Source organism: Cupriavidus sp. GW821-FHT02F09, assembly GCF_059421605.1.
Genome location: NZ_JBWKVH010000018.1, coordinates 72,680 through 98,798, shown reverse-complemented (window position 1 = coordinate 98,798; position 26,119 = coordinate 72,680). Strand labels below are relative to the sequence as shown.

At 67.7% G+C, this 26,119-nt stretch carries 29 protein-coding genes; 21 read left to right on the top strand and 8 right to left on the bottom strand.

Annotated elements, in window-relative coordinates; all coding sequences use genetic code 11:
- Positions 1-21: 21 nt before the first annotated feature.
- Positions 22-255, bottom strand: a complete 234-nt coding sequence (locus AC07XB_RS20865) for a GDCCVxC domain-containing (seleno)protein (protein ID WP_492807154.1) — start codon at positions 253-255, stop codon at positions 22-24.
- Positions 256-317: 62 nt separating this feature from the next.
- Here AC07XB_RS20865 and AC07XB_RS20860 point away from each other — a divergent pair, with 62 nt between their 5' ends.
- Together AC07XB_RS20860 and AC07XB_RS20855 are read left to right on the top strand one after the other, a co-directional pair.
- Positions 318-719, top strand: coding sequence for a MerR family transcriptional regulator (locus AC07XB_RS20860; RefSeq protein ID WP_492372038.1), 402 nt, complete (start codon positions 318-320; stop codon positions 717-719).
- Between the two features lie 189 nt (positions 720-908).
- Positions 909-2,141, top strand: coding sequence for a bifunctional alpha/beta hydrolase/OsmC family protein (locus AC07XB_RS20855; RefSeq protein ID WP_492372037.1), 1,233 nt, complete (start codon positions 909-911; stop codon positions 2,139-2,141).
- A gap of 64 nt (positions 2,142-2,205) precedes the next feature.
- Here AC07XB_RS20855 and AC07XB_RS20850 read toward each other — a convergent pair whose 3' ends face one another.
- On the bottom strand, positions 2,206-2,607 hold the full coding sequence (locus tag AC07XB_RS20850; protein WP_253929250.1) for an OsmC family protein: 402 nt from the start codon (positions 2,605-2,607) through the stop codon (positions 2,206-2,208).
- A gap of 210 nt (positions 2,608-2,817) precedes the next feature.
- On the opposite strand from AC07XB_RS20850, the gene AC07XB_RS20845 reads away from it, so the two are divergent.
- On the top strand, positions 2,818-3,468 hold the full coding sequence (locus AC07XB_RS20845) for a VTT domain-containing protein (RefSeq protein WP_492807157.1): 651 nt from the start codon (positions 2,818-2,820) through the stop codon (positions 3,466-3,468).
- A gap of 19 nt (positions 3,469-3,487) precedes the next feature.
- Here AC07XB_RS20845 and AC07XB_RS20840 read toward each other — a convergent pair whose 3' ends face one another.
- Positions 3,488-3,877: a DoxX family protein gene (locus AC07XB_RS20840; protein WP_492831064.1), complete on the bottom strand. Its 390-nt coding sequence runs from the start codon at positions 3,875-3,877 to the stop codon at positions 3,488-3,490.
- Between the two features lie 384 nt (positions 3,878-4,261).
- Between AC07XB_RS20840 and phnC the strand changes: the two genes are divergently transcribed.
- The 5 genes from phnC to AC07XB_RS20815 all read left to right on the top strand — a co-directional run bounded on the left by phnC (position 4,262) and on the right by AC07XB_RS20815 (position 8,217).
- Entirely contained in the window at positions 4,262-5,101 is an 840-nt protein-coding gene (gene phnC, locus AC07XB_RS20835; protein WP_492807161.1) for a phosphonate ABC transporter ATP-binding protein, read from the top strand.
- A gap of 69 nt (positions 5,102-5,170) precedes the next feature.
- Positions 5,171-6,163 carry a phosphonate ABC transporter substrate-binding protein gene (gene phnD, locus AC07XB_RS20830; RefSeq protein ID WP_492807162.1) on the top strand — a complete coding sequence of 331 codons (993 nt, stop codon included), beginning with the start codon at positions 5,171-5,173 and terminating at the stop codon, positions 6,161-6,163.
- A 115-nt stretch (positions 6,164-6,278) separates the two neighbouring features.
- Positions 6,279-7,070 (top strand): phosphonate ABC transporter, permease protein PhnE, encoded by a 792-nt coding sequence (gene phnE, locus AC07XB_RS20825; RefSeq protein ID WP_492831065.1) that lies wholly within the window; start codon positions 6,279-6,281, stop codon positions 7,068-7,070.
- Between the two features lie 69 nt (positions 7,071-7,139).
- Positions 7,140-7,676 carry a phosphonate degradation HD-domain oxygenase gene (locus AC07XB_RS20820; protein WP_492372032.1) on the top strand — a complete coding sequence of 179 codons (537 nt, stop codon included), beginning with the start codon at positions 7,140-7,142 and terminating at the stop codon, positions 7,674-7,676.
- Between the two features lie 43 nt (positions 7,677-7,719).
- Positions 7,720-8,217 carry a GNAT family N-acetyltransferase gene (locus AC07XB_RS20815; RefSeq protein WP_492831066.1) on the top strand — a complete coding sequence of 166 codons (498 nt, stop codon included), beginning with the start codon at positions 7,720-7,722 and terminating at the stop codon, positions 8,215-8,217.
- Between the two features lie 8 nt (positions 8,218-8,225).
- Here AC07XB_RS20815 and AC07XB_RS20810 read toward each other — a convergent pair whose 3' ends face one another.
- Complete coding sequence (locus tag AC07XB_RS20810) at positions 8,226-9,173, bottom strand: LysR family transcriptional regulator (RefSeq protein ID WP_492372030.1); 948 nt, start codon at positions 9,171-9,173, stop codon at positions 8,226-8,228.
- A gap of 148 nt (positions 9,174-9,321) precedes the next feature.
- Between AC07XB_RS20810 and AC07XB_RS20805 the strand changes: the two genes are divergently transcribed.
- From AC07XB_RS20805 to AC07XB_RS20775, 7 genes are all read left to right on the top strand, one after another.
- Positions 9,322-10,299 (top strand): tripartite tricarboxylate transporter substrate binding protein, encoded by a 978-nt coding sequence (locus AC07XB_RS20805; RefSeq protein WP_492831067.1) that lies wholly within the window; start codon positions 9,322-9,324, stop codon positions 10,297-10,299.
- A 107-nt stretch (positions 10,300-10,406) separates the two neighbouring features.
- Positions 10,407-12,512: an acetate--CoA ligase family protein gene (locus tag AC07XB_RS20800; protein ID WP_492831068.1), complete on the top strand. Its 2,106-nt coding sequence runs from the start codon at positions 10,407-10,409 to the stop codon at positions 12,510-12,512.
- Between the two features lie 138 nt (positions 12,513-12,650).
- Positions 12,651-13,541 carry a MaoC/PaaZ C-terminal domain-containing protein gene (locus AC07XB_RS20795; RefSeq protein WP_492831069.1) on the top strand — a complete coding sequence of 297 codons (891 nt, stop codon included), beginning with the start codon at positions 12,651-12,653 and terminating at the stop codon, positions 13,539-13,541.
- Positions 13,542-13,588: 47 nt separating this feature from the next.
- The gene (locus AC07XB_RS20790; protein ID WP_492372026.1) at positions 13,589-14,338 is read left to right on the top strand and encodes an SDR family NAD(P)-dependent oxidoreductase; all 750 of its coding nucleotides are present in this window, start codon (positions 13,589-13,591) and stop codon (positions 14,336-14,338) included.
- Complete coding sequence (locus tag AC07XB_RS20785; protein ID WP_492372025.1) at positions 14,331-15,155, top strand: enoyl-CoA hydratase/isomerase family protein; 825 nt, start codon at positions 14,331-14,333, stop codon at positions 15,153-15,155. The genes AC07XB_RS20790 and AC07XB_RS20785 overlap by 8 nt, the downstream gene beginning before the upstream one ends.
- Positions 15,152-16,348: an acetyl-CoA C-acetyltransferase gene (locus AC07XB_RS20780; protein WP_492831070.1), complete on the top strand. Its 1,197-nt coding sequence runs from the start codon at positions 15,152-15,154 to the stop codon at positions 16,346-16,348. Before AC07XB_RS20785 ends, AC07XB_RS20780 begins: the two co-directional genes overlap by 4 nt.
- A 44-nt stretch (positions 16,349-16,392) precedes the next feature.
- Positions 16,393-17,673: a CoA transferase gene (locus AC07XB_RS20775; protein WP_492807175.1), complete on the top strand. Its 1,281-nt coding sequence runs from the start codon at positions 16,393-16,395 to the stop codon at positions 17,671-17,673.
- Here AC07XB_RS20775 and phnN read toward each other — a convergent pair.
- The 4 genes from phnN to phnF form a co-directional block, all read right to left on the bottom strand.
- Complete coding sequence (gene phnN / locus AC07XB_RS20770) at positions 17,627-18,256, bottom strand: phosphonate metabolism protein/1,5-bisphosphokinase (PRPP-forming) PhnN (RefSeq protein ID WP_492372078.1); 630 nt, start codon at positions 18,254-18,256, stop codon at positions 17,627-17,629. The two genes, AC07XB_RS20775 and phnN, sit on opposite strands and share 47 nt — an antisense overlap.
- An 11-nt stretch (positions 18,257-18,267) precedes the next feature.
- Positions 18,268-19,029, bottom strand: coding sequence for a DUF1045 domain-containing protein (locus AC07XB_RS20765; protein WP_492831071.1), 762 nt, complete (start codon positions 19,027-19,029; stop codon positions 18,268-18,270).
- Between the two features lie 26 nt (positions 19,030-19,055).
- A complete protein-coding gene (locus AC07XB_RS20760; RefSeq protein WP_492372021.1) occupies positions 19,056-20,252 on the bottom strand; it encodes an alpha-D-ribose 1-methylphosphonate 5-triphosphate diphosphatase in 1,197 nt (398 codons plus the stop codon).
- A 93-nt stretch (positions 20,253-20,345) separates the two neighbouring features.
- On the bottom strand, positions 20,346-21,080 hold the full coding sequence (gene phnF / locus AC07XB_RS20755; protein WP_492372077.1) for a phosphonate metabolism transcriptional regulator PhnF: 735 nt from the start codon (positions 21,078-21,080) through the stop codon (positions 20,346-20,348).
- A gap of 196 nt (positions 21,081-21,276) precedes the next feature.
- Between phnF and phnG the strand changes: the two genes are divergently transcribed.
- From phnG to phnL, 6 genes are all read left to right on the top strand, one after another.
- A complete protein-coding gene (phnG, locus tag AC07XB_RS20750; RefSeq protein ID WP_492372020.1) occupies positions 21,277-21,786 on the top strand; it encodes a phosphonate C-P lyase system protein PhnG in 510 nt (169 codons plus the stop codon).
- Between the two features lie 79 nt (positions 21,787-21,865).
- Complete coding sequence (phnH, locus tag AC07XB_RS20745; RefSeq protein WP_492831076.1) at positions 21,866-22,444, top strand: phosphonate C-P lyase system protein PhnH; 579 nt, start codon at positions 21,866-21,868, stop codon at positions 22,442-22,444.
- A 1-nt stretch (position 22,445) separates the two neighbouring features.
- Positions 22,446-23,600: a carbon-phosphorus lyase complex subunit gene (locus AC07XB_RS20740; RefSeq protein WP_492372019.1), complete on the top strand. Its 1,155-nt coding sequence runs from the start codon at positions 22,446-22,448 to the stop codon at positions 23,598-23,600.
- The gene (locus tag AC07XB_RS20735; protein WP_492372018.1) at positions 23,597-24,508 is read left to right on the top strand and encodes an alpha-D-ribose 1-methylphosphonate 5-phosphate C-P-lyase PhnJ; all 912 of its coding nucleotides are present in this window, start codon (positions 23,597-23,599) and stop codon (positions 24,506-24,508) included. The genes AC07XB_RS20740 and AC07XB_RS20735 overlap by 4 nt, the downstream gene beginning before the upstream one ends.
- A complete protein-coding gene (gene phnK, locus AC07XB_RS20730; RefSeq protein ID WP_150989340.1) occupies positions 24,505-25,293 on the top strand; it encodes a phosphonate C-P lyase system protein PhnK in 789 nt (262 codons plus the stop codon). Before AC07XB_RS20735 ends, phnK begins: the two co-directional genes overlap by 4 nt.
- A 2-nt stretch (positions 25,294-25,295) precedes the next feature.
- A complete protein-coding gene (gene phnL / locus AC07XB_RS20725) occupies positions 25,296-26,069 on the top strand; it encodes a phosphonate C-P lyase system protein PhnL (RefSeq protein WP_492372017.1) in 774 nt (257 codons plus the stop codon).
- Positions 26,070-26,119: the final 50 nt, after the last annotated feature.

Here is a 26,119-nt window from a genome sequence, read left to right as displayed (position 1 = left end):
GGAAGCGGGGAAGGTGGCAGATCAGGGAGCACGAGCGAAGCATCGCTTGCGCTCGCCCGGTTCTTGCTGGCGCGGCGGGCAACGGGTATCGCCATAGGAGCAGAATACGCAGCAGTCCCCGGCCTTGGGTTTCAGCACGGCGTTGCAGTGCCCGCACGTGTAGCACCACAGGCACGCGTCGGTGGGCATGTTCTCGGCGCTCCGGTGTCCGCAATGTGGGCAGGTGATGGTCGACTGCAGTAGGACGGTGCGCATCCCCTTCCCTTAAGGCCAGCTTGCACATAGTCTAGGTGCGTACTCGGGTACGGAGTCAAGCGATGGAATCGGCACTGACGATCGGGCAGGTGGCCAAGGCGGCCAATGTGGGCGTGGAAACGGTGCGCTACTACCAAAGGTGTGGCCTCCTGCCGGTACCCGAGCGAGCGCCTGGCGCCATCCGGCAATATCCACGTGAAAGCCTGCAAAGGCTGATCTTCATCCGCCGCGCGCAGGCGCTTGGATTCGCGCTGGATGAAATCCGCGTCTTGCTGCAACTCAATGACGGTAGCACGTGCGGGACCGCGCGTACGCTGGCTGAACGCAAGCTCCAGGCGGTGGAGGCGCGCCTGGGGGAGTTGCAGGCGCTGCGTACCGACTTGCGCAGGTTGATCGGGCAATGCCACGCCAGCGATGGCACTGGCTCGTGCCCCTTGATTGCAACGCTGTGCGCGTCCTGCTAGCCGTGCAGCATTGCGGGCATCCACAGGGAGGATCGGGGACTTGCCGTACAACGGAAAGCAAGGCGCTGGCAAGCCTGCCCGCGCAACTGCGCGTTGTGCGCGGCCAGCCATGCGACGCCAGTAGCACCCGGCGGCAAACTTGGCTAGAGTGGGAACCTCATACAGTTCGCGTCAAGCATGAGGATACCCATGGAAGCCCAGCGCCTGCAGTTCCCGGGAAGTGATGGTCAGCAACTCTCCGCGCGGCTGGATTTGCCAGTTGGCCCGGTGCGCACTTTTGCCTTGTTCGCCCATTGCTTCACTTGCGGCAAGGACGTGCTGGCGGCGACGCGTATCGCGCAGGCGCTGACGGCACACGGCATCGCCGTGCTGCGCTTTGATTTCACCGGCCTTGGCGGCAGCGGCGGCGATTTCGCCAATACCAACTTCTCGTCCAACGTGGCCGACCTGCTGGCGGCGGCGGACTATCTGCGCCAGCACCACCGGGCGCCAGCCTTGCTGATTGGCCACAGCCTGGGCGGCGCGGCGGTGCTCAGCGCCGCGCACGGCATCCCCGAAGCCAAGGCGGTCGTCACCATCGCCGCGCCGAGCGATCCGAGCCATGTGGTCGGCCTGTTCGGCGACCAGGCCGCACGCATCGAGGCCGATGGAGAGGCCGAGGTCCGGCTCGCCGGCCGTCCGTTCAAGATCAAGCGGCAGTTCATCGAAGACGTGGCCGAGCAGAAGCTGCTCGATAACGTAGCCAAGCTGCGCAAGGCGCTGCTGGTCATGCATGCGCCGCAGGACGACACCGTCGGCATCGATAACGCCACGCAGATCTTCATTGCCGCCAAGCATCCCAAGAGCTTCGTCTCGCTCGACCGCGCCGATCACCTGCTCACGCGCAAGGCCGATGCCGTTTACGTGGCCAACACCATTGCGGCATGGAGCCAGCGCTATCTCGACATCGATGCCCTGGATGTGCCGGCCGCAGTGGCCGAGGAAGGGCTGGTGCGGGTGGAGGAAAGCCACGCCGGCAAGTACCAGCAGCGCATCACCGCCGGGCCGCACCACCTGCTGGCCGACGAACCCGTTTCGTTTGGCGGACTCAACGGCGGCCCCGCGCCTTACGACCTGCTGCTGGCGGGGCTGGGCGCCTGCACCGCCATGACCATGCGCATGTATGCGGACCGCAAGGGCTGGCCACTGGAACACGTGGCCGTGACGCTGCGCCACGAGAAGATCCACGCGACCGATTGCGCGGAGTGCTCCACCACCGAAGGCAAGATCGACTGGATCGAGCGGGAGATCACCATGCGCGGCCCGCTGGACGAGGCGCAACGCGCGGCGCTGATGGAGATCGCCGACAAGTGCCCGGTCCACCGGACCCTGCATTCGGAGGTGGTGGTGCGCACCCATCTGGCGGAGACTGCCGCCGGGTAGGCCGCCGGCACGAACCGGAAGAGATGGTCTGCGGGCTGCCCCTTCCGGTTTTGCCTGGGGCTTCTCAGAGGAAGGTTGTCTCGATTCGCGACGCACCCTTGAGGAACAGCGTCACCGGCGTGCGCTCGCAGATCTGCGCGAGCCGCTCGCGCTCGGCCTCGCCCAGTTCCACGCCGCTAAGCCGGACCTCGCGCCGGATGAAGCGTGCCTCGTCCTTGCCCTGGAAGACCGCCGTGACTTCCACATCGGCCACGGGCCACTGTTTCCTCTGCATGTACATCTTCAGCGTGATGGCGGTGCAGGACACCAGACCGGACAGCACGAAGGCAAAGGGCGGCGGGCCCTGGTCCGTGCCGCCCAGCCCGGCGGACTCGTCACCGACCAGTGCGTGGCTGCCGGCCTGCAGGTGCACCAGGTAGTTGGCATCGACCGAGCCGATCCGGGCGGTGGCTTGGGAATTTGACATGGTATTTCCTGGGGTTGTTGGTGCAGAGGATTGTGCGGATTATGCGGGTTATGCTCAATATTATGCGGGCGCGCGCCGGAGGGAAAGGCTCTTCTCGCCATATTTCCCGCTTGTCATCGGCACAGAGGCCAGGGCACCGTACCCACCTGGGGTCCCCGGTGGCCAGGGCGCGCCTACACTGTAGCCATCACTTCAAGACCGGGGGCACGCATGGAAGCATCGCAAGTCTTGCCGTTGCTGCTGCATTTCGACCAGCATCTCGGCCCTGCCATCGCGCAATACGGCATCTTGGTCTACGGCATCCTGTTCGCCATCGTGTTCTGCGAGATCGGGCTGTTGCCGCTGTTCTTCCTGCCTGGCGATCCGCTGCTGTTTCTCTGTGGCGCGTTCTGCGCGGCGGGCGCGCTCAAGCTATGGATCCTGCTGCCGGTGCTGCTGGTCGCCGCGGTGGCCGGCAGCCTGCTGAACTACGCCATCGGCAAAGCCATCGGGGCCCGCGTGTTCACGGGCGGCTACCGATGGATCAACCGCGACGCACTGCGCAGGACGCATGACTTCTACCAGCGCCACGGCGGCCTGACTTTGCTGCTGTCCCCCTTCGTCGCCGTGGTGCGCACCTTTGCCCCGTTCGTCGCGGGCGTGTCCGCCATGTCCGCGACGCGCTTCGCGCTGGCCGCGAGTGCTGGCGCCACGGTGTGGGTGGTGTCGCTGCTGGCCGGCGGCTATCTCTTCGGCAATGTGCCGCTGGTGCGCGACCACATGAGCGCCATCGTCCTGCTTGGGCTTGCGCTTGGGCTGGGGTCGCTGGTGGTGGCCAGTGCGTGGCGGGCGGTGAAGGGCAGGCAGGGCGCGCGGGGGTGAGTCGTTTGTGGTTGGGTTCTTACACTGCGTCCCTCGATTCGCCCGCCTTGCTCGTGCTCCACAAGATGCACACCAGCAACAACACCTGCACCACCAGCCGGATACCCAGCAGGCTCGGCGGAATCTTCGGGAACAGCTCGGGGTGCTGCCACATGTAGACATTGGCCGGCGTGACCGCAAGCGTCAGCAGTGCTAGGCCGTATCCCGCCGCTCGCCGGGTGGGCAGCCACAGCACCCCCAGCGCGCCCAGCAGTTCGAACACGCCGCTCACCAGCACGGCGGCGGCAGGGTAGGGGATCGATGGAGGGACGATGCTGACGAAGAACGGCGTCAGCATGAAGTGCCCGAGCCCGCCGAGGGCGAACCATACGAACACAAACAGCAGCCCGGCGCGTTTTGCTTTGCTCATGAACGTCCTTGTCGGTGCGCGTACGCAATCCGGAGGGTTTCATCGGGGGCAACCTCTGGTCTGGCCGGGCACCCTGTGCTCCCCCACGTGGAAGGTGCCCAAGAAGGATACCTTGCGCTTTGCACCGTTTGAATGTTCCACCTGTTTCAATCGAGAGATGGGGTCCCCGGGGCGGAGAATGGCCACTGTCCTGCATGGCCATGTGCATGCCTCGCGCCCAGTAGCCCATGCGGCCCGGCGGGCCGGCAGCGAGGTCGGCCCGAGGCCACTTGGTGCAGGCGGCTGGCCAAGCGGGCCTCCCAATTCGAGATTGCTCTCCAACCTTCATCGTTTTGTCATCCGCACCACCCAGAATGCGCTCACTGTTGATGCAAGGAGTGTGGGATGACGCATGCGATTGAAGTGCGCGGCCTGTCCAAGTCGTTCCAGGCGGGACGCAAGGCGCTGGATAACGTGAGCCTTGCCGTTGCCCCTGGTGAAATGGTGGCGCTGCTGGGTGCCTCGGGCTCGGGCAAGTCCACGTTGCTGCGCCACGTGGCGGGGTTTATCGCTGCCGATGCGGGCGGCGCTGGCGAGGTGCTGGTCAATGGCCGGGCCATCCAGCAAGGCGGCCGGCTGGCGCGTGATGTGCGCGCGGCAAGGGCAGAGATCGGTTTTGTATTCCAGCAGTTCAACCTGGTGGGCCGCCTGCCGGTGATCACGAACGTGCTGACCGGCATGCTGCCGCGCGTGCCGCTGTGGCGCAGCCTGATCCGCTTCTTCCGTGTCGGCGAGATCGACGCAGGGCTCGAAGCGCTTGCCCAGGTTGGTATAGACGACTATGCCTTTCGGCGGGCATCCACCTTGTCGGGCGGCCAGCAGCAGCGCGCGGCCATTGCCCGCACACTGGTGCAGAACGCGCGGGTGATCCTGGCCGACGAGCCGATCGCTTCGCTGGATCCCGAATCCGCGCGGCGCGTGATGGAGTTGCTGGCGCAGATCAACCGAGCGCGCCGCGTGGCAGTGGTGGTGTCGCTGCACCAGGTGGATGTGGCGATGCGCTATTGCCCGCGCGTGGTCGCGCTGCGCCACGGCAAGGTGGTCTACGACGGCCCGTCCGCCGCGCTGACCCCGGCCATGTTGCGCGATCTGTATGGCACGGAAGCCGCCGAGCTGCTGCCCGACGGCGCGGGGCTGGAGGTTGCCGCGCCCGCCATGCTGCACGGTGGCCTGGCGGCGGCCTGATTGACCCCGGATTATTTCGCAATGTTTCCCGCAAGCACCCCCAACAAGGTTTTTCCTCGGAGTTCCCTCATGCTGCGCAGAACCCTTCTCGCCCTGATCGTCACGAGCGCCGCTGGCGCGCTCTCGCTGCCCGCCTTTGCCCAGGAAGGCAAGGTCCTCAACATGGGCTTTATCTCGACGGAAACCTCGTCCAACCTGAAGTCCGCCTGGCAGCCCGTGATCGATGACCTGAGCAAACAGCTGGGCGTGCAGGTCAAGCCGTTCTTCGCCTCCGACTACGCCGGCATCATCGAAGCCATGCGCTTCAACAAGGTGCAGATTGCCTGGTTCGGCAACAAGTCCGCCATCGAAGCGGTGGACCGCGCCAACGGCGAGGTGTTCGCCTCGGTGATCGACAAGGACGGCAACCCCGGCTACTGGTCGCTCCTGATCGTCAACAAGGACAGCAACCTCAAGACGCTGGACGATGTGCTCAAGCAAGGCAAGTCGCTGAGCTATGGCGCGGGCGATCCGAACTCCACCTCGGGCACCGCCGTGCCGGGCCACTACCTGTGGGGCGCCCACAAGATCGAGCCGAAGACCTTTTTCAAGACGGTGCGTGTGAGCAACCACGAAACCAACCTGCTGTCCGTGCTGAACAAGCAGGTCGACGTGGCGGTCAACAACACCGAGAACATGGAGCGCTACCGCATCAACACCGGCAAGAACGCCTATGAGCAGGTGCGCGTGCTGTGGAAGTCGCCGCTGATCCCGGCGGATCCGCTGGTCTACCGCAAGGACCTGCCGGCCGATGTCAAGGCCAAGGTACAGACCTTCTTCGTGAACTACGGCAAGGGTGCCGACGCCGCGCGCGAGAAAGAGAACCTTGCCAAGCTGACCTACCAGGGCTTCCGTGCGTCCAACGACAAGCAGCTGGTGCCGATCCGCCAGATCGAGCTGGCCCGCGAGAAGACCAAGATCGAGTCCGACACCACGATGGCCGCGCCGGACAAGGAAAAGCGCCTCGCCGACCTGAGCAGCAAGCTGGCTGAGCTGGACAAGATCGCCGCCAGCGCGCAGTAACGCGCCCATAGTCAAGCACTATCCGCGGCCCGCCCCCAAGCCGGGGCGGGCCGCACACCGTCGCCTCACCTTTGCTTTAGCCCGAGTATTCATGCATCCTTGCGCCAACCCCACCATGATCCCAGCCACTCCGCCTCGTGCCGTCCGTCCGCCGCGTGCCAGCCTGCCTGTCATGTTCGTCTGGGCGGTGGTGCTCGCCTTGCTGGTCATGTCGTGGCAGGGCGCCGACATGCGTCCGCTCGACCTGTGGAGGGACTCCGGCAACATGGCGAAATTCGCCGCCGACTTCTTCCCGCCCAGTTTCCGTGACTGGCGCATCTACCTGGACGAGATGCTGGTGACCGTGCAGATCGCGATCTGGGGCACCTTCCTGTCCATCGTGTTTGCCGTGCCGCTGGGGCTGGCGTGTTCCGCCAATATCGTGCCGGCCTGGGTCTACCAGCCGATGCGCCGCGTGATGGATGCCTGCCGCGCCATCAATGAGATGGTGTTCGCCATGCTGTTTATCGTGGCGGTGGGGCTGGGCCCCTTCGCCGGCGTGCTCGCGCTGTGGGTGCACACCACCGGCGTGCTCGCCAAGCTGTTCTCGGAAGCCGTGGAGGCCATCGACCCGCGCCCCGTGGAAGGCGTGCGCGCCACCGGTGCCAGCGCTGTGGAAGAGGTGGTCTACGGCGTGATCCCGCAGGTGCTGCCGCTGTGGATCTCCTATGCGCTGTACCGCTTCGAATCCAATGTGCGCTCGGCCACGGTGCTTGGCATCGTCGGCGCTGGCGGCATCGGCACCGTGCTGTGGGAGATCATCCGCAGCTTCCAGTATGCCGAGACCTGCGCGGTGATCATCATCATCGTTGGCTTTGTCACGGTCATCGATTTGCTGTCCGCCCGGATCCGCAAGGCGCTGGTTTGACAGCGGCCTCAAGCCGCCCCAAGCCGCTTCAAGCCGCCTCACGACACCAGCCCGCACACACAAATCATCATGACGATCCTCAGGCGCATCGAAATCCTCTTCTCCGGCCACGGTACCGCCTTCTACGGCGGCGAGGCCATCACCCAGACCGAACATGCGTTGCAGTGCGCGCAGCTGGCCGAGCAGGCCGGCGACCCTGAGCCACTGATCGTTGCCAGCCTGCTGCACGACCTCGGCCACCTCGTGATGTCCGAGGACAGCACCATCGATCTGCGCCACCAGGAAGTCGGCGCCGACCTGCTCGCGGTCGGGTTTGGGCCGGAGGTGACCGAGCCGGTGCGCATGCATGTGGCCGCCAAGCGCTACCTGTGCGCTACCGAGCCGGGCTACCAGGCCACCCTGTCGCCTGCCTCGCAACACAGCCTGGCACTGCAGGGCGGCCCCTTTGGCGCCACCCAGGCGGAGGCGTTCGTCGCCCATCCCCACGGGCCGGCAGCCGTGCGCCTGCGCCGCTACGACGACCTGGCCAAGGTCGTCGGCCTTGCCACGCCGCCGCTGGAGCACTACCTGCCGATGGTGGCGCGCTGCCTGCGCCGCGCGCCCTGACCGGCATCGCACCTAAGCAATCTCACTCGAAACCGATATCCGCATGGACCTGCCAGATGCACGCCGCACCAGCGGCGGCCCGACCCTGCACGAAGTGACCGGCACCGATGCCGAACTGCTGCAGGTGGCCGCCTTGCTCTCCGAAATGGACAACGAGACGCCGCTGCCTTTGCAGCGCATGCGCGCGCTGTTCGCCCAGCTCAAGGCGATGCCGCACTATCGCTGCTACCTGATGCGCAGTGGCGCCGGCGAAGCGCTCGGCACGTTCTGCCTGCTGGTGTTCCCGGTGCTGGCGCACGACGGCCGCAGCGAGGCCATCGTGGAAAGCGTGGTGGTGACCCACGCCGCGCGCGGCACCGGCGTAGGCACGGCCATGATGCACGCCGCCATGCGGCTGGCCGAAGAGGCGGGCGCCTCCAAGCTGGCGCTATCGTCCAGCGCGCGCCGGCTGCAGGCGCATCAGTTCTACCGGCGGCTTGGGTTTACGGAGCACGGGACCAGTTTTAGCGTCGGGTTGCCGGTGGCCGCGGTGCACCTCTGACAGTAGCGCTATCCCATCCGCTTGCCCGCACTCCGCCTGGCCGTTTCCCCCTCGGCCCTAGGCGCTTTCTCCGCCGGCGCCTCGATACTTTCGCGAAAGCGCTGCGTGACAGCGGTTTCGGCCAGCGCGTGATACGCCAGGGAAATGCCGATCGACGCATCCGGCGGCAGGTCGGAGATCGGGCGGAACACGACGCGGCCCGATGAGTGCGATGCGTTGACCGATGGCACCAGGGCGACCCCGAGCCCGCTATCCACCAGCCCTACCACGGTCTGCACCTGTACGGCTTCCTGCGCGATGTAGGGGCTGATGCCGGCGCGTGCGAACAGGTGCGACACCGCGGCTTGCAGGCCGCCCACGCGTGAGGGCGTGTAGCCGATCAGGGGACAGTCGGCGAGGTCGTGCAAGGCGACCTGCTTCTGCTTGGCCAGTGCGTGGCCGCGCGGGAGCGCGGCACAGAACACGTCGGTCTGGATCAGCTGGAAGCGGACGTTCTCCGGGCGGGCGGTGGGCACGCGCACGAAGCCCACGTCGAGCTCGCCGTTTTCCACCAGCGATAGCAGTTCGAGGTTGGTGCCTTCGCGCAACTCCAGCTTGACCTGCGGGTGGCGCTTGGTGAACGCCTGTATCAGCCGCGGCAGCAAACCGAACGTGACCGAGCCGATAAACCCGATGCGTAGCCGTCCGGCTTCGCCGGTGGCGGTCGCACGCGCGGCCGCGCTGACTTCTTCCGCATTCTGCAGGCATTTCCTGGCGGCTTGCAGGGCGGCTTCGCCGGGGGCGGTCAGCCGTACCCCGCGGGCAGTGCGCTCGAACAAGGGCGTGCCGAGTTCTTCCTCCAGTTTGCGGATGGCGACGGAAAGCGGCGGCTGTGCCATGAACAGCCGCTCTGCCGCCCGGCTGAAGCTGCTGGTCTCGGCGACGGCTACGAATTGCTTGAGTTGACGCAGGTCCATCCATATACCTCGTGTATAGCTAGGTGCATGTAAAGTATTGGATTAAGTATATGGCATTGCTTACGATTGTTTCTGAAACAGGCACAAAGAAGCCGAGGGCGCCGAACACACGTTTCGGCCGCGCCTGACCTCAGACCGGAGACAATCGATGATCAGCACGAAACGCTGGCTTGCCGCTGCCGTTGCGGCCACCGCCGCTCTCACCTTGCCCGCGCTTAGCCTGGCGCAGGCTTTTCCTGCCAAGCCCGTCAAGATCGTCGTGCCTTACCCGCCGGGCGGCACCAATGACATCGTTGTGCGCCTGCTGGCGCAGAAGCTGGGTGACAGCATGGGCCAGCCGTTCGTGGTCGAAAACAAGCCCGGCGCCTCCGGCAACCTGGGCGCGGAGCAGGTGGCCCGCGCGGCGCCCGACGGCTACACGCTGCTGCTGGTGACGACGGGGCATTCGATTCACCCTTCGCTCTACAAGAACCTGCGCTACAACATCAAGACCGATCTCACCCCGGTGAGCGAGCTGACGCGCGGCCCGATGCTGGTGATGGTGACCCCGTCGCTGCCTTACAAGACGGTGCGGGACGTGATCGCCGCGGCCAAGGCCAAGCCGGGATCGATCAACTTCGGCTCGGCGGGCAACGGCTCGTCCACGCACCTGGCTACCGAGCTGCTGAGTTCGATGGCTGGTGTGAAGATGACCCACATCCCGTACAGCGGCAGCGCGCCTGCCATGGCGGACGTGATGGCGGGCAATGCGCAACTGGTGATGGACCTGATGTTCTCGGCGCTGCCGCAGGTCAATGGCGGCAAGCTGCGTGCGATCGCCATCACCGGCGCCAAGCGCTCGCCGCTGCTGCCTAACGTGCCAACGGTGGCGGAGTCCGGCGTGCCTGGCTTCGAGACCCTGGCGTGGAACGGGCTGATGGTGCCGGCAAGCACGCCCAAGCTGATCATTGACAAGCTCAACGCCGAGATCCACAAGGCGCTGGACGCGCCGGAGATGAAGGAGCGCCTGCGCGCCCAGGGCTTCGAGCCGTCGCCGGGCACGCCAGAGCAATTCGGCGCGTTGATCCGCTCGGAGATCGACCGTTGGGCAAAGGTCGTCAAGACTTCCGGCGCCAAAGTCGAGTAAGCCGGATTTGCGAAGGCAGGGGCGGGTGCCGCCCCGACCCGATCCGCTCCTCTTCTTTTTCCTATTCCCCTTCCGCCGCCACCGTTTTTCTTGCAAGCGATCTCGCCATGCCAGACCGTCATCCCCTTGTCCGTCTCCTTCGTCCGCGTTCCGTCGCCGTCATCGGCGCCTCGGACGATCCGCTGCGCATCGGCGGCCGGCCTATCGACTACATGCGCAGCCAGGGGTACCAGGGCCGCCTGATGCCGGTCAATCCCAATCGCGCCACCATCCAGGGCCTGGAAGCCTACGCCAGCGTGGCTGACCTGCCGCAGACGCCGGACGTGGCCATCGTGGCGGTGGCCGCCAAGCTGGCGCCCGACGTGGTGGCGGAACTAGCGGCACGCGGCACGGCGGCGGCCATTGTGTTCTCCGCAGGGTTTGCCGAGGCCGGGGACGAGGGCGCGCAGATCCAGCAACGCATGGTGGCTTCGGCGCGCAAAGCCGGCATGCGCCTGCTTGGCCCGAACTCGCTGGGCGTGGTCAATCCCGGCACCGGCTTTTACGGCAGCTTCACCTCGGTGGTGGAAATGGGCTTTCCGGCGGCGGGGCGGGTCGGCATTGCCAGCCAGTCCGGCGCGTATGGCAGCCACATCCTGGGCATTGCGCGCGATGCAGGCATTGGCGTGTCGGCCTGCGTGATGAGCGGCAACGAGAGCGACATCAGCCTGGGCGACATCGTCCACGCCATGGTGGACGACGACAACACCGATGTGATCGCGGTCTACTCCGAGGGCATACGCGACGGGCAGCGCCTGATGCAGGCGCTGGAGGCCGCGCGCAAGGCGCGCAAGCCGGTGGTCATGATGAAGGTCGGCACCAGCGCGGTGGGCAGCGCGGCGGCGCAGTCGCACACGGCCTCGCTGGCCGGCAACGACGCGGTGACCGATGCCGTGCTGGCCGAGTTCGGCGTGGTGCGGGCGCGCTCCACCGAGCATATGCTCGACGTGGCACGGCTGGCCACGCGCCGCATCTATCCGGCCAACAATTCGTTGGGCGTGATTACCGTCAGCGGCGGCGCCGGCGTCATCATTTCCGATGCGGCGGAAGTGGTTGGCTTGCCGATGCCGGAGATGCCCCCGGCGGCCCAGGAGCGCCTGAAAGCGTTGCTGCCCTTTGCCGCGCCGCGCAACCCCGTGGACTGCACGGCGCAGTTCCTGAACGACATGACCATCGCGGGCCGCTTCACGCAAGCGGTGGTGGCCGAGGGCGGCTACCAGTCGGTGCTGGGTTTCTTTACCTACACAGGCGGCGCCGACTCCATCGCGCCGCGCCTGCGCGAGCAGCTAAAGGGCGTGCGCGACAAGCATCCGGACCGGCTGTACCTGCTGTCGGTGCTGGCCTCGCCCGAGCGTGTGCGCGAGTACGAGGCCGACGGCTTCACCGTGTTCGAGGATCCCACCCGCGCGGTGGTGGCCATCGAAGCCATGGGCCGTTTTGGGCAAGCGTTTGAGCGCGCTCCCAGCTTGCCGCCGCCCTCGGTGCCCGCGGTGGAGCTGCCTGACAGCATGCCTAGCGAGGCGCAGGCCAAGCGCGTGCTGGCGCAGGCTGGCATCGCCGTGGCCCCGGAACGCGCTTGCGCCACGGCCAGCGAGGCGGTGGCGGCGGCCGAGGCGTTGGGCTATCCCGTGGTGCTCAAGATCCTGTCGCCGGGCATCCAGCACAAGTCCGAGATCGGCGGCGTGCTGCTGAACGTCACCGATGCCGAAGGCGTGCGTGCTGGCTTCGGTCTGTTGATTGCACGCGGCAAGGAGGCCGTGCCGGGCGCGCGCCTCGAAGGCGTGCTGGTCGCCAAACAGCTCAGCGGCGGCGTGGAATGCATTCTCGGCATCCAGCGCGATCCCGTCTTTGGCCCGGTGGCCATGTTCGGGCTGGGCGGCATCTTTGTGGAAGTGATGAAGGACGTGGTGCTGCACCGTTGCCCGTTCGGCGAGGACGTGGCCGAGCAGATGATCCGCTCCATCAAGGGCGCGCCGCTGCTGCTGGGTGCGCGCGGCAAGCCGCCAGTGGATATCAAGGCGCTGGCGGGCATGCTGGCGCGGCTGTCTGTGTTTGCGCACCAGGCCGGCCCGCGCCTGCAATCGGTGGACCTGAATCCGGTGTTTGCGATGCCGCAAGGACAGGGCGCCTTTGCCGTCGACGCCGTGATCGAGGTGACGGAGCTACCCGGATGATTCGCGACGCCGAAACCCTCAACGCCCTGGGCGACAGCATCCGGCGCTTTGTGCGCGAGGAATTGGTACCCGCCGAGCGCCTGTACGCCGCGCGCCTGACGCCGTCACCATCCAGCAGACAACTGCAGACAACACGCCATGCCACTCGACCCCAAGCATCTCCTCAGCCGCCAGTTCGCGCCCGTCGAGCAGGCTTACAGCGCGCGCGACAGCATGTGCTATGCGCTGGGCATCGGCCTGGGCGCCGATCCGCTCGACGCTGGCCAGCTGCGCTACGTCTATGAGCACGCGCGCGGCGGCCTGCAGGCGCTGCCCACGCTGGTCAACGTGCTGGGTTACAGCGGCTTCTGGGCCGACCAGCCGGACACCGGCATCACCTGGCGCAAGCTGGTGCACGCCGAGCAGGCGTTCGTGCTGCACCGGCCGTTGCCGGCGCAGGGGCGGGTAGTTGGCCGGAACAAGGTCACCGCGCTGTACGACAAAGGCCCGGATAAAGGCGCGTTGATGATGCAGGAGCGCCAGGTGCATGACGCGGCCACCGGCGAGTTGCTGGCCACCGTCACCCAGACCACCATGCTGCGCGCCGATGGCGGCTTTGCCGCCGGCGGCGCCAGGGCGGGCACGCCGCCGCCGCATGCGATGCCCGAGCGCGAACCGGACGCCGTGTGCGATCTGGCGACGCTGCCGCAGGCTGCGCTGCTGTACCGGCTCAACGGGGACTTCAATCCCTTGCACGCCGACCCGGCGGTGGCGCAGGCGGCCGGGTTCTCGCGGCCCATCCTGCATGGCCTGTGCACCATGGGCATCGCCATGCACGCCGTGCTGAAAACCGTGCTGGCCTACGACGCCGCCACGGTGCGCGGCATGCGGGTGCGCTTTACCGCCCCGGTATTGCCCGGCGAAACGCTGCGCACGGCGATCTGGGTCGATGGCCCGGTGGTGTCGCTGCGCACCACGGCGCTGGAACGCGGCGTGGTGGTGCTCAACGCCGGGCGCGTGGACCTGAGCCAGCCGCCGGCTCCAATCTGACGCTGCTTGCGCAGCCATCCCGACACACGTATTCCGAGGAGAACCGAATGGACCTGCAGATCAAGGACAAAGTCGCCATCGTCACGGGCTCGGCCCGCGGGCTGGGCGCGGCTACGGCACGCCACCTGGCGCAAGAGGACGTCAAGGTGGTGATCACGGACATCCTGCGCGAGCAGGCCGAAGCCACGGCCGCCGCGCTGCGCGCCGATGGCTTGCAGGCGCATTGCATCGTCGCCGACATCACCAAGGGCGCCGACGTGCAGCGGCTGGTGGATGAAGCCGTCGCGCATTTTGGCGGGGTGCACATCCTGGTCAATAACGCCGGTTTTCCGCGCGACAAGTACCTCGTCAAGATGACCGAGGAGGACTGGGACCTGGTGATGGAGGTCATGCTCAAGGGCGCTTTCCTGGCTACCAAGGCCGTGATGCCGCGTTTGATCGAACAAGGCTGGGGGCGGGTCATCAATATCAGCTCGCGCGCGCACTTCGGCAATCCCACGCAAGCCAATTACGCGGCGGCCAAGGCCGGGCTGATCGGTATGGCCAAGGCGCTGGCGCTGGAGGAAGGGCGCTACGGCGTGACGGTCAATTGCGTGGCGCCTGGCTTCATGGAAACCGAGATGGTGCAGGCCTTGCCCACCTACGAGACCATCAAGGAGCGGGCCGTCGCCGCGCAGCCGATCAAGCGGGTTGGCCGGCCGGGCGACATCGCCGATGCGGTGGCCTTCCTGGCTTCGGAGCGCGCCAGCTTCATTACCGGCGAGGTGCTGCACGTCACCGGTGGGCGCTATGGCTGAGATCTCGGCAGGGCCGGTGCGTTGCTCCGCCAAAGACGGCATTGCTACGCTGACGCTGGACAACCCGCCGCTGAACGTGGTTTTCCGTGGCTTGACCGAGGCGCTTGACCGTGCGCTGGATGCGCTGGAACGCGATCCCGCCGTGCGCGCCGTGGTGCTGACCGGCGCCGGCACCCGTGCCTTCTGCGCGGGATCCGATATCGCCGAGTTCCGGCCGCTGATGCGGCCCGGGCAGATCGTGCCGGGCAAGCTCGCCCTGCAGCATGCGGTGTTCGGGCGGCTGGACGATTTCCCGAAGCCGACGGTGGCGGCGGTCAATGGCCTGGCGTTCGGCGGCGGCCTGGAGATCGCGGTCTGCTGCGACCTGATCGTGGCGGACGAGACGGCGCGCTTCGCGCTGCCCGAGATCAAGCTGGGCGTGTTCCCCGGCAGCGGCGGCCCGGTGCGCGTCACGCGGCGCGTGGGCGAAGGGCGCGCCAAGGAGCTGATGTTCCTGGGCGAGCCTATCGATGCAGCCACCGCGCTGGCCTGGGGCCTGGTCAACCGCGTGGCCCCGCCGGGCCAGGCGCTGCAAGCGGCATTGGCGCTGGCGGCCACGCTGGCACAGCGCCCGCCGCTGGCGCTGGCGCTGTGCAAGCAGGCCATCGACCTGAGCTTTGACACCACCGAAGACGAGGCGATGCGCCAGGCGCTGCCGCTGTCGGACCGCGTCTTCAGTTCCAAGGAAGCGCAGGAAGGCGTGCGTGCCTTCTTCGCCAGGGAAACCCCGCGGTTCGGCACTGACGAACTGCATCAAGAACAAAGGATGCCATCATGAAACGAGCCGCAATCGTCTCCCCGCTGCGCACGCCCATCGGCGCGTTCGGCGGCAGCCTGCGCAGTATCGCTATCGAAGAACTTGGCGCTACCGTGGCGCGCGCCGTGGTCGAGCGCACGGGCCTGGATCCGGCCCGTATCGAGGATGTGGTGTTCGCGCATTCCTACGCCAACGGCGAAGTGCCTTGCACCGGCCGCTGGGTAGCGCTGCAGGCCGGCTTTCCGATCAGCGTTGCCGGCATGCAGCTGGACCGCCGCTGCGGCAGCGGCCTGCAGGCGATCGCCACGGCTGCGATGATGGTGCAGACCGGCGTCGCCGATGTCGTGATGGCCGGCGGCGTCGAGAGCATGAGCAACGTGGAGTACTACACCACCGACATGCGCTGGGGCAAGCGCGCCGGCACCGTGAAGTTCCACGACCGTCTGGAGCGCGGGCGCGAACGCTCGCAGCCCGAAGCCCGCTTCGGCCGCATCTCCGGCATGATCGAGACAGCCGAGAACCTGGCACGCGACTACGGCATCTCGCGCGAGGAGGCCGATGCCTTTGCGCTGCGCAGCCATCAGCGCGCCGCTGCCGCTTGGTCCAGCGGCAAGTTCGCGCAGGAAGTGGTGCCGGTCAGCGTGCCGCAGCGCAAGGGCGAGGCGCTGATCGTGAGCGAGGACGAGGGCATCCGTGGGGATCTCACCATTGAGCAGCTCGCACGGCTCAAGCCCCTGATGAAGGACGGCATCGTCACTGCCGGCAACGCCTGCCAGCAGAACGATGCCGCCGCCGCCTGCCTGATCGTGGCCGAAGACAAGCTGGAAGCGCTTGGCCTGGCGCCCATCGGCTACCTGCATAGCTGGGCCGTGGCTGGTTGCGAGCCGTCGCACATGGGCATTGGCCCCGTGCCAGCCGTCAAGAAGCTGTTCGGCAAGAACGGGCTGGGCTTTGACGACATGGGCCTGGTGGAACTGAACGAAGCCTTTGCCTGCCAGGCGCTGGCCTGCGCCAAGGGCTGGGGCTGGAATGATCCGGATCGCTTCAATGTGAACGGGTCCGGCATCTCGCTGGGGCATCCGGTGGGCGCCACCGGCGTGCGCATCATGACCTCGCTGATGCACGAGCTGGGCCGGCGCGGTGCGCGCTACGGCCTGGAAACCATGTGCATCGGCGGCGGGCAGGGCATTGCCGCCGTATTCGAGCGCGCCTGACGCCGCCACTACGCCACTACGCCACTACGGACCGGACCGCTCCCATGACCTATCCATTCCTCAACCGGCTGCGCGTGATCGAAAGCTCGGCCTTTATCGCGGCGCCACTGGCCGGCCTCACGCTGGCCCAGTTCGGCGCTGACGTGATCCGCGTGGACATGATCGGCGGCGGCATTGACTACATGCGCATGCCGCGCATGCCGCAGGCCGGCGGCAAGGGACGCAGCCTGTACTGGACCGCGCTGAACAAGGGCAAGCGAAGCATCGCGGTCGACCTGCACAAGCCCGAAGGGCGTGAACTGGTGCAGGCGCTGGCGACGGCGCCCGGGCCGGATGCGGGCGTACTGCTGACCAATATCGGCACAGCGTGGCTCGCGCACGAGGCGCTGGCCGCGCGGCGCGCGGACATGATCAGCTGCACCATCCAGGGCAACGGCGACGGCAGCACGGCGGTGGACTACACCGTCAATTGCGCCACCGGGTATCCGGCTGTCACCGGCGGCGGGTCGCGCGAGCGGCCGGTCAACCATGTGCTGCCGGCCTGGGACATTGCTTGCGCCTACCAGGCCGCCTTTGCCGTGGTCGCCGCGGTGGAGCAACGCCGGCGCACGGGCGCAGGCGCGCAGCTGAAGCTGGCGTTGTCCGACATGGCCTTTACCATGCTGTCGCATCTTGGCCTGCTGGCCGAGGCCGAATTGCTGCAGCAGGAGCGGCCGTCGATCGGCAATCACCTGTATGGCGCCTTCGGCCGCGACTTTGGCACGCTGGACGGCGGCCGCCTGATGGTGGCGGCGATCTCGGCGGGGCAATGGAAGGCGCTGGTGGAGGCTTGCGGCATCGCCGGGCAGGTGACTGCGCTGGAGCAGCGCACGGGCCTGAACCTGGGCGACGAGGCCGATCGCTTTGCCTGCCGCGAGGCCATTGCCGAACTGGTTGCACCCTGGTTTGCCACCCGCACGCAGGCAGAGGCGGAGCGCTTGCTGGAAGCGCGCAAGGTCTGCTGGGGCCGCTACAGCACGGTCGGCGAGTTGCTGGCCGGCGATCCGCGTGTCAGCCTTGCCAATCCGGTGTTCGAGCGCATTGCGACCCCAGGGATCGGCGAACATCTTGCGGCCGGCGCGACGGTGCGGGTTGCGTCGATGGAGCGCGAGGCAACCATGCCTGCTGCGTTGCTGGGCACGCATACCGACCAGGTGCTGCATGAAGTCCTGGGGCTGGATGGCGCCGCCGTAGGCCGGCTGCATGATGCCGGGGTGGTGGCGGGCCCGGAGCGGGACCCTACGGCTGTTGCTGATTCTGGTGCTGGCGCGTGCGCTCGTGCGTGAGCCGCATCAACGCGCTTGCCGCGTCCTCCAGTGCGCCGCTGTTGTCGATCACCGTCAGCCGGCACCCTGCCGGCACGGCGAACGGCTCGCCGGCGCGCTGCAGGCGCCGCACGATGGCTTGCTCGTCCTCGCGGCCGCGCAGCCGCAGGCGCTCTCCCAGCACGTGCAGGCGCACGCTGACCTGCACGGCGTGCAGGGCCGGATAGCGCGCGTGGGCGGCGGCAAGGTGCTCGCGTGACCCGTTCACGACCACGCACAAGCCCTGCGCCAGCCAGTCGTCAAGCTCGGTCCCAATGCCGTAGCACAAGCCGTGGCTGCGCCAGTGCAGCGCAAAGCCGCCTTGCGCCACGCGGTGCTCGAACGCTGCGGGGGTGATCGCCACGCTGTCTTCATCGGCGCTGCTGGCGCGGGTGATGTAGCGTTGCGCCACGCGTACGCCGGCATCATCCTGCAACTTGTCGCGCATCACGCGCAGCAGCGAGTCCTTGCCGCTGCCGGAGGGCCCCATCAGGTAAACCAGGCCGCTGCCGCGCGGGGCTTCGGCGCAGGGCGCGGCGATGTTGGCGCGCACCGCGGTGCGCATGGCCTTGGCGCTCATGCCGTGGCTTCCAGCAGGACCGCTCCGGCGGCATCGGTGGTGCTGCCGTCAAAGCCATAGTGGCGGGCGGCCAGGAAGGGCGCGTCCGGCGCGCTCTGCACGAACAGGCTGACGTCGCGTACCGTCATCGGCTGCAGCAGCAGCGGGCCGCTCGCGGCCTGCAGCATGGCGATGGCGCTGTCCTGCTCGGCTTGGTCGAGCAGCCCCGTGAGCGTGATGTGGAAAATAAAGGTCTCGAACGCGTACGGGTAGCCCCACGCATCCAGCATGCGCCGGGCTGGCTCGCTCAGTTGCCCTGGCTTGCGGCGTGCCAGCTCGGCGGGGGTGGGCGGTGCGCGGAAGCTGTCGAACTCGCGCACCGCTGCGTCTGCCAGCGCGTGCATGCGCGCATTGGCGCTGGCGTCGCCGCCGAGGCACCAGGCCAGGAAGCCCCGCAGATTGTGCAGCGCTAGCGGTACCGCGAAGGGCTGGCGGTCCAGCGCGAAGACGCGCATGGCGGCGTCCAGCCCGGCAGGCGTCTGGCCATCCGCCAGCCGGAACGGGGCCTTGAGTGTGGCATGCAGGCCATAGTGGGCCGGTGCTTCCGTCCAGCGGGCGATGCGGGCAATGCGGCGGGCATCGTTGGGTACGGTACGCGCAATTGCCTCGCCTGTTTCGGCGCTGCGGCCCAGCCATTGCTCGCCCACCAGCCGAAAGGGCGCGGCGGGGTTGAGGTAGATGGCGTAGCGGTAAGCCTGTGGCAATGGATTGTTCGACATCGGGCTCGGCATCCTGGTCATGCGGGTCAGGCCGCGCGCCGCTCGCCGCTGGCCTGCACCAGCGGGAAGGCACGCGTGGCGTGGTGCAGCACACCGCCGACAATGGCGGCGCAGACCTGGGGCAGGGCGGGATCGCGGTCGTCGACGATGATGGCGTCGGCACGCAGGCCGGGGCTGAGCGCGCCGCGGTCGTTCATGCCGGCGGCGCGCGCCGGGTTGCGCGAGACCAGGTCCCAGGCGGCCGGCAACGGCAGCACGCCGAGCTGTGCTACGCGGAACGCGGCTTGCAGGGGCGCCGGGTAGTAGTAGTCGGAGGCCAGCACGTTGCACAGCCCGGCGGCGATCATCTCGGTGGCATCCGGGGCGCCGGTGTGGCTGCCGCCGCGGATCACGTTGGGCGCGCCGAATACAGCGTGGTTGCGCAGCGCGTGGGCGGCGCGGGCCACATCCACGGTGAGCGGGAATTCCGCCACGGTGCAGCCTTGCTGGTGATAGCGCTGGCGGGTGGCGGCGTCGCCGTCGTCGTGCGAGGCGACCTGCAGGCCGGCGGCACGGGCGGCGGCAATCAGCCGGGCCACGCCTTCGGGCACCTCGCTTGCCTGCGCGGCTGCTTGCTCCAGGCGCTGGCGGAAGATGACCGGATCGCACTCCGCGCGGTCCGCGTACTGCGCCAGCTTACGCGCGTCGTGCAGGCGGGTGGCCATCAGCGGCAGGTGGTCGTTGATGGCCAGGAAGCGCACCTTGCCGCTATCGATCCAGGCCAGCGCGGTTTCCAGCCCGGCCAGGTGATGTGCCTCGAAGCGCAGGTGCACATGGTGCTGCGCGCCAAGGGTGCCGCGCATGCGCTCCAGGCCGTCGAACATGCGCTGGGCGTAAGCCTCGCCGCGCAGGCCGCCTTCCCACGATAGCGTCACGCCGTGCAGCTCGGTGGTGATGCCATGCGCGAGCAACTGGCGGTCCACGTCGAACAGCGCGCTGGTGTACGGAAAGCTCACGCCGGGGCGCGGCATCACGGCACGCTCGAAGGCGTCGCCGTGAATGTCCACGATGCCGGGCAGCACCAGCAGGTCGCCCGCATCGAGGGCAGGCCCTGCCGTGCTGGCCGGCCCCGCCAGGCAACCGTCGCGGAACGCGAAGGCGGCCGGCGCAATGCCGTTGGCGGTGAGAACGCGGCGGCCGCTCAGGCCGGCAAGGGTGGGGTGAGGTGCGTGATTGGTATCCATGCTGGCGACCTTAGCGCGGGCAAATGACAAACAGATGTCTAGACCAATTTGATCGGTAGGGCGTGTATCCCAAACGGCGGACGATTGCGCATTTTAGTCCTGGTCGGTTACGGTCAGCTGGACCCAGTCGCCGGCAAAGCGCACCACGCTGTATTGCAGCGGCGCGCCCTCCAGGTCGACGTTGAGCGCCTCCACCTGCAGGATCGGCCGCGTCTTGGGCTGGTTGAGCTGGCGGGCCACCGGCGCCGTCGGCATGGCGGCGGTGATGCGCGACCACTTGCGCGTGTAATCGGTAATGCCGTAATGGGCGAACGCCTTGGAGATCGACAGGCGCGCGCGCAGTTCGGCGTCCATGTCCGGAAACCGCGTGGCATCGAAATAATGCTCGGCCACGTCGATGGTGCGGGCTTCGGCTTTGCCCAGCATCTGCACGCGCAGGATGGGCGCGCTGCGCGCCAGGCCCAGGTGCTTGGCGATCTCGGGCGCGCGCAGTGTTTGCGATTCCAGCACCTCGATGTGCCCGCGCATGCCCTGGCTGGCCAGGTTCTGCGAAAAACGCGTGCGCCGCCCGATGGCGTAGTCGATGGCGTGTTCCTGCACGAAGGTGCCGCGGCCTTGCTCGATGCGCACCAGCCCGTTTTGCTCCAGCTCGCCCATGGCGCGGCGGATGGTATGGCGGTTGACGGCGAAACGCGTGGCCAGCTCCGGCTCGGGCGGCAGGCGCTCGCCCGGGACATAGAGCTTGTTGCGGATGTCGAGCGCCAGGGCCTCGCCGATCTGGCGCCATACCGCAACTCCCGAACCCCGCTCGACTTCCTGTTCCACCATCGTGTCCTGCCTTTTCGTCATCCTGCGTTAATCATTTGCGTGCTTCAATAGGATGCGATTGTGCCTCAACCTGGCCATGCCGTGCACGGGGCCGAAGCGCACGGCAGGGCGTCATGAAAGCTTCATCTGGCTGTGTTGTAGTTCGGCCATGGATGGTATTCTACATCTAAACGTATAGACGTATAGGGGATGTGAAATGGATCGAACCGATACCGAAGCGGGCACGCAGGCAGGGGCGGCGGCCCAGCAGCGAGCGGCTCAAGCGGCTCAAGCGGCCCGAGCCGCCTGGCTGCGCGTGCTGGCTCTGGCCGCTCCGGATGCCCTGGCGCAGGCCGTGGGCCGCCTCGGCGCGCTGCCGGCCTACCGCCTGCTGCGCAAGCCGGAGAGCGGTATGGCCATGGTGCGGGGGCGCGCCGGCGGCACGGGGGCGCAGTTCAACCTCGGGGAGGTCAGCGTGACGCGCTGCGCGGTGACGCTGGAGCCGGGCGTGGTCGGGGTGGGTTACGTGCAAGGCCGCACCCACGCCCAGGCGGAGCAGATCGCCGTGCTGGATGCGCTGCTGCAGTTGCCCGGTTGGCATGCGCGCGTGCAGGCCGAAGTGGTCGCGCCGCTGGCCCGGGCGCGCACGGCGCAAGGCGAACACAAGGCCGCCGTGGCGGCGCAGACAAAGGTGGAGTTTTTTACCATGGTGCGTGGAGAGGACTGAGATGCCAGGCCAAACGATTGCCGCCCAGACGGCCGGATACGACAACGTGCCCCCGGGGCGGCACGGCGCGCTTGCGCCGATGCTGCTGCCCGGCTTCGACGATGCGGTGCAATCGGCGCAGCGGACCTTCCGCGCCGCGCTGCATGCCATGTCCCACCCGGGCAGCATCGGCGAACTGGCCGAGCCGTGCGGCGTGCCGCAGGGCTTGTCCGCGGCCTTGAGCGCGCTGCTGCTCGCGCTGGTCGACAGCGATACGCCGCTGTGGCTGCCGCCCGAGACGCCCGAGGGCGTGCGCGCCTTCCTGCGCTTCCATTGCGGCTGCCCGCTGGTGGAGCAAGTGGCGCAGGCGGCCTTCGTGGCGGTGCCGGCCGGCCATGCCGTGCCCGATCTGGTGGCTTGCGCCCAGGGCGATCCGGCGTACCCGGACCGCTCCGCCACGTTGCTGATCGAGGTCGCCTCGCTGAACGGCGGCCCCAAGGTCACGCTGCGCGGCCCGGGCATCGAGACCCACGCCACGCTGGCCGTGCAAGGCTTGCCGGCCGATTTCTGGACCCAGTGGCAGGCCAACCATGCGCGTTTCCCGCTCGGCGTGGACGTGCTGCTGACCAGTGGCAGCGCCCTGTGCGCGCTGCCGCGCACCACCCAAGCGGAGGCTTGACATGTACGTTGCCGTCAAAGGGGGCGAGCGCGCCATCCTCAATTCGTACCGCATGCTGGACGACTACCGCCGCGGCGACCGCCGCGTGCCGGAGCTGACACTGGCGCAGGTGCGCGAGCAAATGCCGCTGGCCGTGTCGCGCGTGATGGCCGAAGGCTCGCTGTACGACCCGCACCTGGCCGCGCTGGCGATCAAGCAGGCCGCGGGCGACCTGATCGAAGCCGTGTTCCTGCTGCGCGCCTATCGCACCACGCTGCCGCGCTTTGGCTATTCGGTGGCGCTCGATACCGGCGCCATGCGCTTGCAGCGCCGGATCTCGTCCACCTTCAAGGACGTGCCGGGCGGGCAGGTGCTGGGGCCGACCTACGATTACACCCAGCGCCTGCTCGACTTCACACTGGAAGCCGAGCGCGACAATGCGCCGCTGCCGGCTGCGGCAACCACGCTGGATGCGCGCATGCCACGCGTGACGGACCTGTTGCGCCAGGAGTCGCTGATCGAGCCGGAGACCGTGCCCGAGCACGATCCCGCGCCGCCCGACCTCACGCGCGAGCCACTGGCGCTGCCCGCGGCGCGTCCGGCGCGCTTGCAGAACCTGGCCCGCGCCGATGAAGGCTTCCTGCTGTCGATGGGCTACTCCACCCAGCGGGGCTACGGCAACTCGCACCCGTTCGCGGCAGAGATCCGCTACGGCGAGGTGGAAGTGGAACTGTTCGTGGAGGAACTGGGTTTTGCCGTGACCATCGGCGAGATCGAGGTCACCGAATGCCAGATGGTGAGCCAGTTCGCTGGCAACGCGCAGGAAGGGCCGAGCTTTACGCGCGGCTACGGCCTGGTGTTCGGCTATGGCGAGCGCAAGGCCATGTCGATGGCGCTGGCCGACCGCGCCATGCGCGCCGCCGAACTGGGCGAGGCCGCCGACGCGCCCGCCAACGACGTGGAGTTCATGCTCTACCACAGCGACAACGTGGAGGCCTCCGGCTTCGTGCAGCACTTGAAGTTGCCGCACTACGTGGATTTCCAGACCAATCTCGAACTGCTGCGCCGCCTGCGCGCCGAGCGCGGTCAGGGCGTGCCGTCCCCGGCGCCCACGCCGCCCGGGCAAGACGATGCCGTCATCTCCCAAGTGCTGGCGCAGGAGGCCATCGCATCATGACCGACACCAATGCCAACACCGTCGTGCGCGACGAACACTACAACTTCGGCTACCTGGACGAATCCACCAAGCGCATGCTGCGCCGCGCGCTGCTCAAGGCGGTGGCCATCCCCGGCTACCAGGTGCCCTTCGGCAGCCGCGAGATGCCGCTGCCCTACGGTTGGGGCACCGGTGGCATCCAGGTCACCGCCTCCATCATCGGCAGCGACGATGTGCTCAAGGTGATCGATCAGGGCTCTGACGACACCACCAACGCCATCAATATCCGCCGCTTCTTTGGCCGCGTGACCGGCGTGCAGACCACCGAGCGCACCGCACAAGCCACCATCGTGCAGACCCGCCACCGGATTCCGGAAACGCCGCTGGCCAAGGGCCAGATCATGGTGTTCCAGGTGCCCATCCCGGAGCCGCTGCGCTGGCTGGAACCGAGCGAGACCGAGACCCGCACCATGCACGCGCTGGCCGAGTACGGCGCGATGCATGTCAAGCTCTACGAGGACATTGCCCGCCATGGGCGCATTGCCACCACCTACGACTACCCGGTGATGGTCAACCAGCGCTACATGATGCGGCCGTCGCCGATCCCCAAGTTCGACAACCCCAAGCTGGACTACAGCCCGGCGCTGATGCTGTTCGGCGCGGGGCGTGAGAAACGAGTCTATGCGGTGCCGCCCTTTACCAGCGTGAAGAGCCTGGACTTCGACGACCATCCGTTCGCGGTGGAGACGTGGGATGGCTGCTGCGAGCTATGCGGCTCCACCGACAGCTATCTCGATGAAATCATCACCGACGACGCGGGCGGGCGCATGTTCGTCTGCTCCGATACCGAGTACTGCGCCACGCGCCAGGAGCAGGGTGAGACCGGGCCGAACGGCACCGCCGCCCACGCACGCAAGGAGGCCGCATGAGCCGCACCGATCCGCACCAGCCGCTGTTGTCCGTGCGCGGCCTGACCCGCACTTGGGACGGCGTGCATGGCTGCCACGATGTCAGCTTCGATCTGTTCCCCGGCGAAGTGCTGTGCGTGGTGGGCGAGTCCGGCTCGGGCAAGAGCACCTTGCTGCAGGCGGTGTCATGGCAGGCCGCGCCGGAATCCGGCAGCGTTTGCTACGACACCCGCGAGCAAGGGCTGGTTGACCTCGCCACGCTGTCCGACGCACGGCTGCGTCTGCTGGCGCGTACCGACTGGGGGTTCGTGCGCCAGAACGCGCGCGATGGCCTGCGCATGCGGGTGAGCGCCGGCGCCAATATCGCCGAGCGCCTGATGGCGGTGGGCGGGCGCCATTATGGCGAGCTGCGCGAAGTGGCTGGCACGTGGATGGAAAAGATGGAGCTCGACCTGGGCCGCCTGGACGATGCGCCGACCAGCTTCTCCGGCGGCATGCAGCAGCGCCTGCAGATTGCCCGCAACCTGGTGACGCATCCGCGCCTGGTGTTCATGGACGAGCCTACCGCCTCGCTCGATGTCTCCGTGCAGGCCCGCCTGCTCGACCTGCTGCGCCGGCTGGTGGCGGACCTTGGGCTGGCTGCCATCATCGTCACCCACGACCTCGCCGTGGCGCGCCTGCTGGCGCACCGCACGCTGGTGATGCAGGGCGGGCGCGTGGTGGAAAGCGGCCTGACCGACCAGATCCTCGACGATCCGCACCACCCGTACACCCAGTTGCTGGTGTCTTCCATTCTGCAGGGCTGATCATGACGCAAGACGCCTACCACCATCAAAGCACGGCCGCCGACGCCCAGCGCATCCAGGTGCGCGGCCTCGGCAAGACCTTCATCCTGCACAACCAGGGCGGCACGCGCCTGCCCGTGCTGCAGGCCATCGATTTCGACGCTGCCGCCGGCGAATGCCTGGTGCTGGCCGGCAGTTCCGGCGCGGGCAAGAGCACGCTGCTGCGCTGTCTGTACGGCAACTACCTGGCCACCGAAGGCAGCATCCGCATCCGTGACAACGACGCGTGGGTGGAGCTGACCCGCGCGCCGGAGCAACGCATCCTGCAATTGCGGCGCGAGGTGATTGGCTATGTCAGCCAGTTCCTTCATGTGATCCCACGCGTGAGCACGCTCGATGTGGTGGCCGAGCCGCTGCAGCAGCGTGGCGCCAGTGCCGACGAAGCGCGCGAGCGTGCCGCGGTGCTGCTGGCGCGGCTGCAGGTGCCGGGCCGGCTGTGGAGCCTGCCGCCCGCGACGTTCTCGGGCGGTGAGCAGCAGCGCGTGAACATTGCGCGCGGGCTGATCGGCGGCCATCCGGTGCTGTTGCTCGACGAGCCGACCGCCTCGCTCGACGCGGATAACCGCGCGGTGGTGGTGGCGCTGATCCGCGAGGCGCTGGCCGAGGGCCGGTGCCTGGTCGGCATCTTCCACGATGAAGCCGTGCGCGAGACGGTGGCCACCAGGCTGCTGCCATTGCACCCGCCGGCTGTCATGGAGGCTGCGCCGGTCGGCAAGCTTGCGGCTGTCGCGGGCTGAGCCATTCATTTTTCCCGTATTCACTCGTTCCCAATCGCTCCCGGAACCGA

Bases quoted from the DNA above. Each gene is read 5' to 3' on its own strand.
- AC07XB_RS20780 (WP_492831070.1), top strand. From the start codon at position 15,152: ATGAAACGAGCCGCAATCGTCTCCCCGCTGCGCACGCCCATCGGCGCG.
- AC07XB_RS20845 (WP_492807157.1), top strand. From the start codon at position 2,818: ATGGAAGCATCGCAAGTCTTGCCGTTGCTGCTGCATTTCGACCAGCAT.
- AC07XB_RS20790 (WP_492372026.1), top strand. From the start codon at position 13,589: ATGGACCTGCAGATCAAGGACAAAGTCGCCATCGTCACGGGCTCGGCC.
- phnE (WP_492831065.1), top strand. From the start codon at position 6,279: ATGATCCCAGCCACTCCGCCTCGTGCCGTCCGTCCGCCGCGTGCCAGC.
- AC07XB_RS20820 (WP_492372032.1), top strand. From the start codon at position 7,140: ATGACGATCCTCAGGCGCATCGAAATCCTCTTCTCCGGCCACGGTACC.
- phnC (WP_492807161.1), top strand. From the start codon at position 4,262: ATGACGCATGCGATTGAAGTGCGCGGCCTGTCCAAGTCGTTCCAGGCG.
- phnL (WP_492372017.1), top strand. From the start codon at position 25,296: ATGACGCAAGACGCCTACCACCATCAAAGCACGGCCGCCGACGCCCAG.
- AC07XB_RS20860 (WP_492372038.1), top strand. From the start codon at position 318: ATGGAATCGGCACTGACGATCGGGCAGGTGGCCAAGGCGGCCAATGTG.
- AC07XB_RS20760 (WP_492372021.1), bottom strand. From the start codon at position 20,252: ATGGATACCAATCACGCACCTCACCCCACCCTTGCCGGCCTGAGCGGC.
- phnN (WP_492372078.1), bottom strand. From the start codon at position 18,256: ATGCGCACCGCGGTGCGCGCCAACATCGCCGCGCCCTGCGCCGAAGCC.
- AC07XB_RS20840 (WP_492831064.1), bottom strand. From the start codon at position 3,877: ATGAGCAAAGCAAAACGCGCCGGGCTGCTGTTTGTGTTCGTATGGTTC.
- phnG (WP_492372020.1), top strand. From the start codon at position 21,277: ATGGATCGAACCGATACCGAAGCGGGCACGCAGGCAGGGGCGGCGGCC.
- AC07XB_RS20865 (WP_492807154.1), bottom strand. From the start codon at position 255: ATGCGCACCGTCCTACTGCAGTCGACCATCACCTGCCCACATTGCGGA.
- AC07XB_RS20775 (WP_492807175.1), top strand. From the start codon at position 16,393: ATGACCTATCCATTCCTCAACCGGCTGCGCGTGATCGAAAGCTCGGCC.
- AC07XB_RS20805 (WP_492831067.1), top strand. From the start codon at position 9,322: ATGATCAGCACGAAACGCTGGCTTGCCGCTGCCGTTGCGGCCACCGCC.
- AC07XB_RS20810 (WP_492372030.1), bottom strand. From the start codon at position 9,173: ATGGACCTGCGTCAACTCAAGCAATTCGTAGCCGTCGCCGAGACCAGC.
- AC07XB_RS20815 (WP_492831066.1), top strand. From the start codon at position 7,720: ATGGACCTGCCAGATGCACGCCGCACCAGCGGCGGCCCGACCCTGCAC.
- phnD (WP_492807162.1), top strand. From the start codon at position 5,171: ATGCTGCGCAGAACCCTTCTCGCCCTGATCGTCACGAGCGCCGCTGGC.
- AC07XB_RS20850 (WP_253929250.1), bottom strand. From the start codon at position 2,607: ATGTCAAATTCCCAAGCCACCGCCCGGATCGGCTCGGTCGATGCCAAC.
- AC07XB_RS20765 (WP_492831071.1), bottom strand. From the start codon at position 19,029: ATGTCGAACAATCCATTGCCACAGGCTTACCGCTACGCCATCTACCTC.
- phnF (WP_492372077.1), bottom strand. From the start codon at position 21,080: ATGGTGGAACAGGAAGTCGAGCGGGGTTCGGGAGTTGCGGTATGGCGC.
- phnK (WP_150989340.1), top strand. From the start codon at position 24,505: ATGAGCCGCACCGATCCGCACCAGCCGCTGTTGTCCGTGCGCGGCCTG.
- AC07XB_RS20795 (WP_492831069.1), top strand. From the start codon at position 12,651: ATGCCACTCGACCCCAAGCATCTCCTCAGCCGCCAGTTCGCGCCCGTC.
- phnH (WP_492831076.1), top strand. From the start codon at position 21,866: ATGCTGCTGCCCGGCTTCGACGATGCGGTGCAATCGGCGCAGCGGACC.
- AC07XB_RS20800 (WP_492831068.1), top strand. From the start codon at position 10,407: ATGCCAGACCGTCATCCCCTTGTCCGTCTCCTTCGTCCGCGTTCCGTC.
- AC07XB_RS20785 (WP_492372025.1), top strand. From the start codon at position 14,331: ATGGCTGAGATCTCGGCAGGGCCGGTGCGTTGCTCCGCCAAAGACGGC.
- AC07XB_RS20740 (WP_492372019.1), top strand. From the start codon at position 22,446: ATGTACGTTGCCGTCAAAGGGGGCGAGCGCGCCATCCTCAATTCGTAC.
- AC07XB_RS20735 (WP_492372018.1), top strand. From the start codon at position 23,597: ATGACCGACACCAATGCCAACACCGTCGTGCGCGACGAACACTACAAC.
- AC07XB_RS20855 (WP_492372037.1), top strand. From the start codon at position 909: ATGGAAGCCCAGCGCCTGCAGTTCCCGGGAAGTGATGGTCAGCAACTC.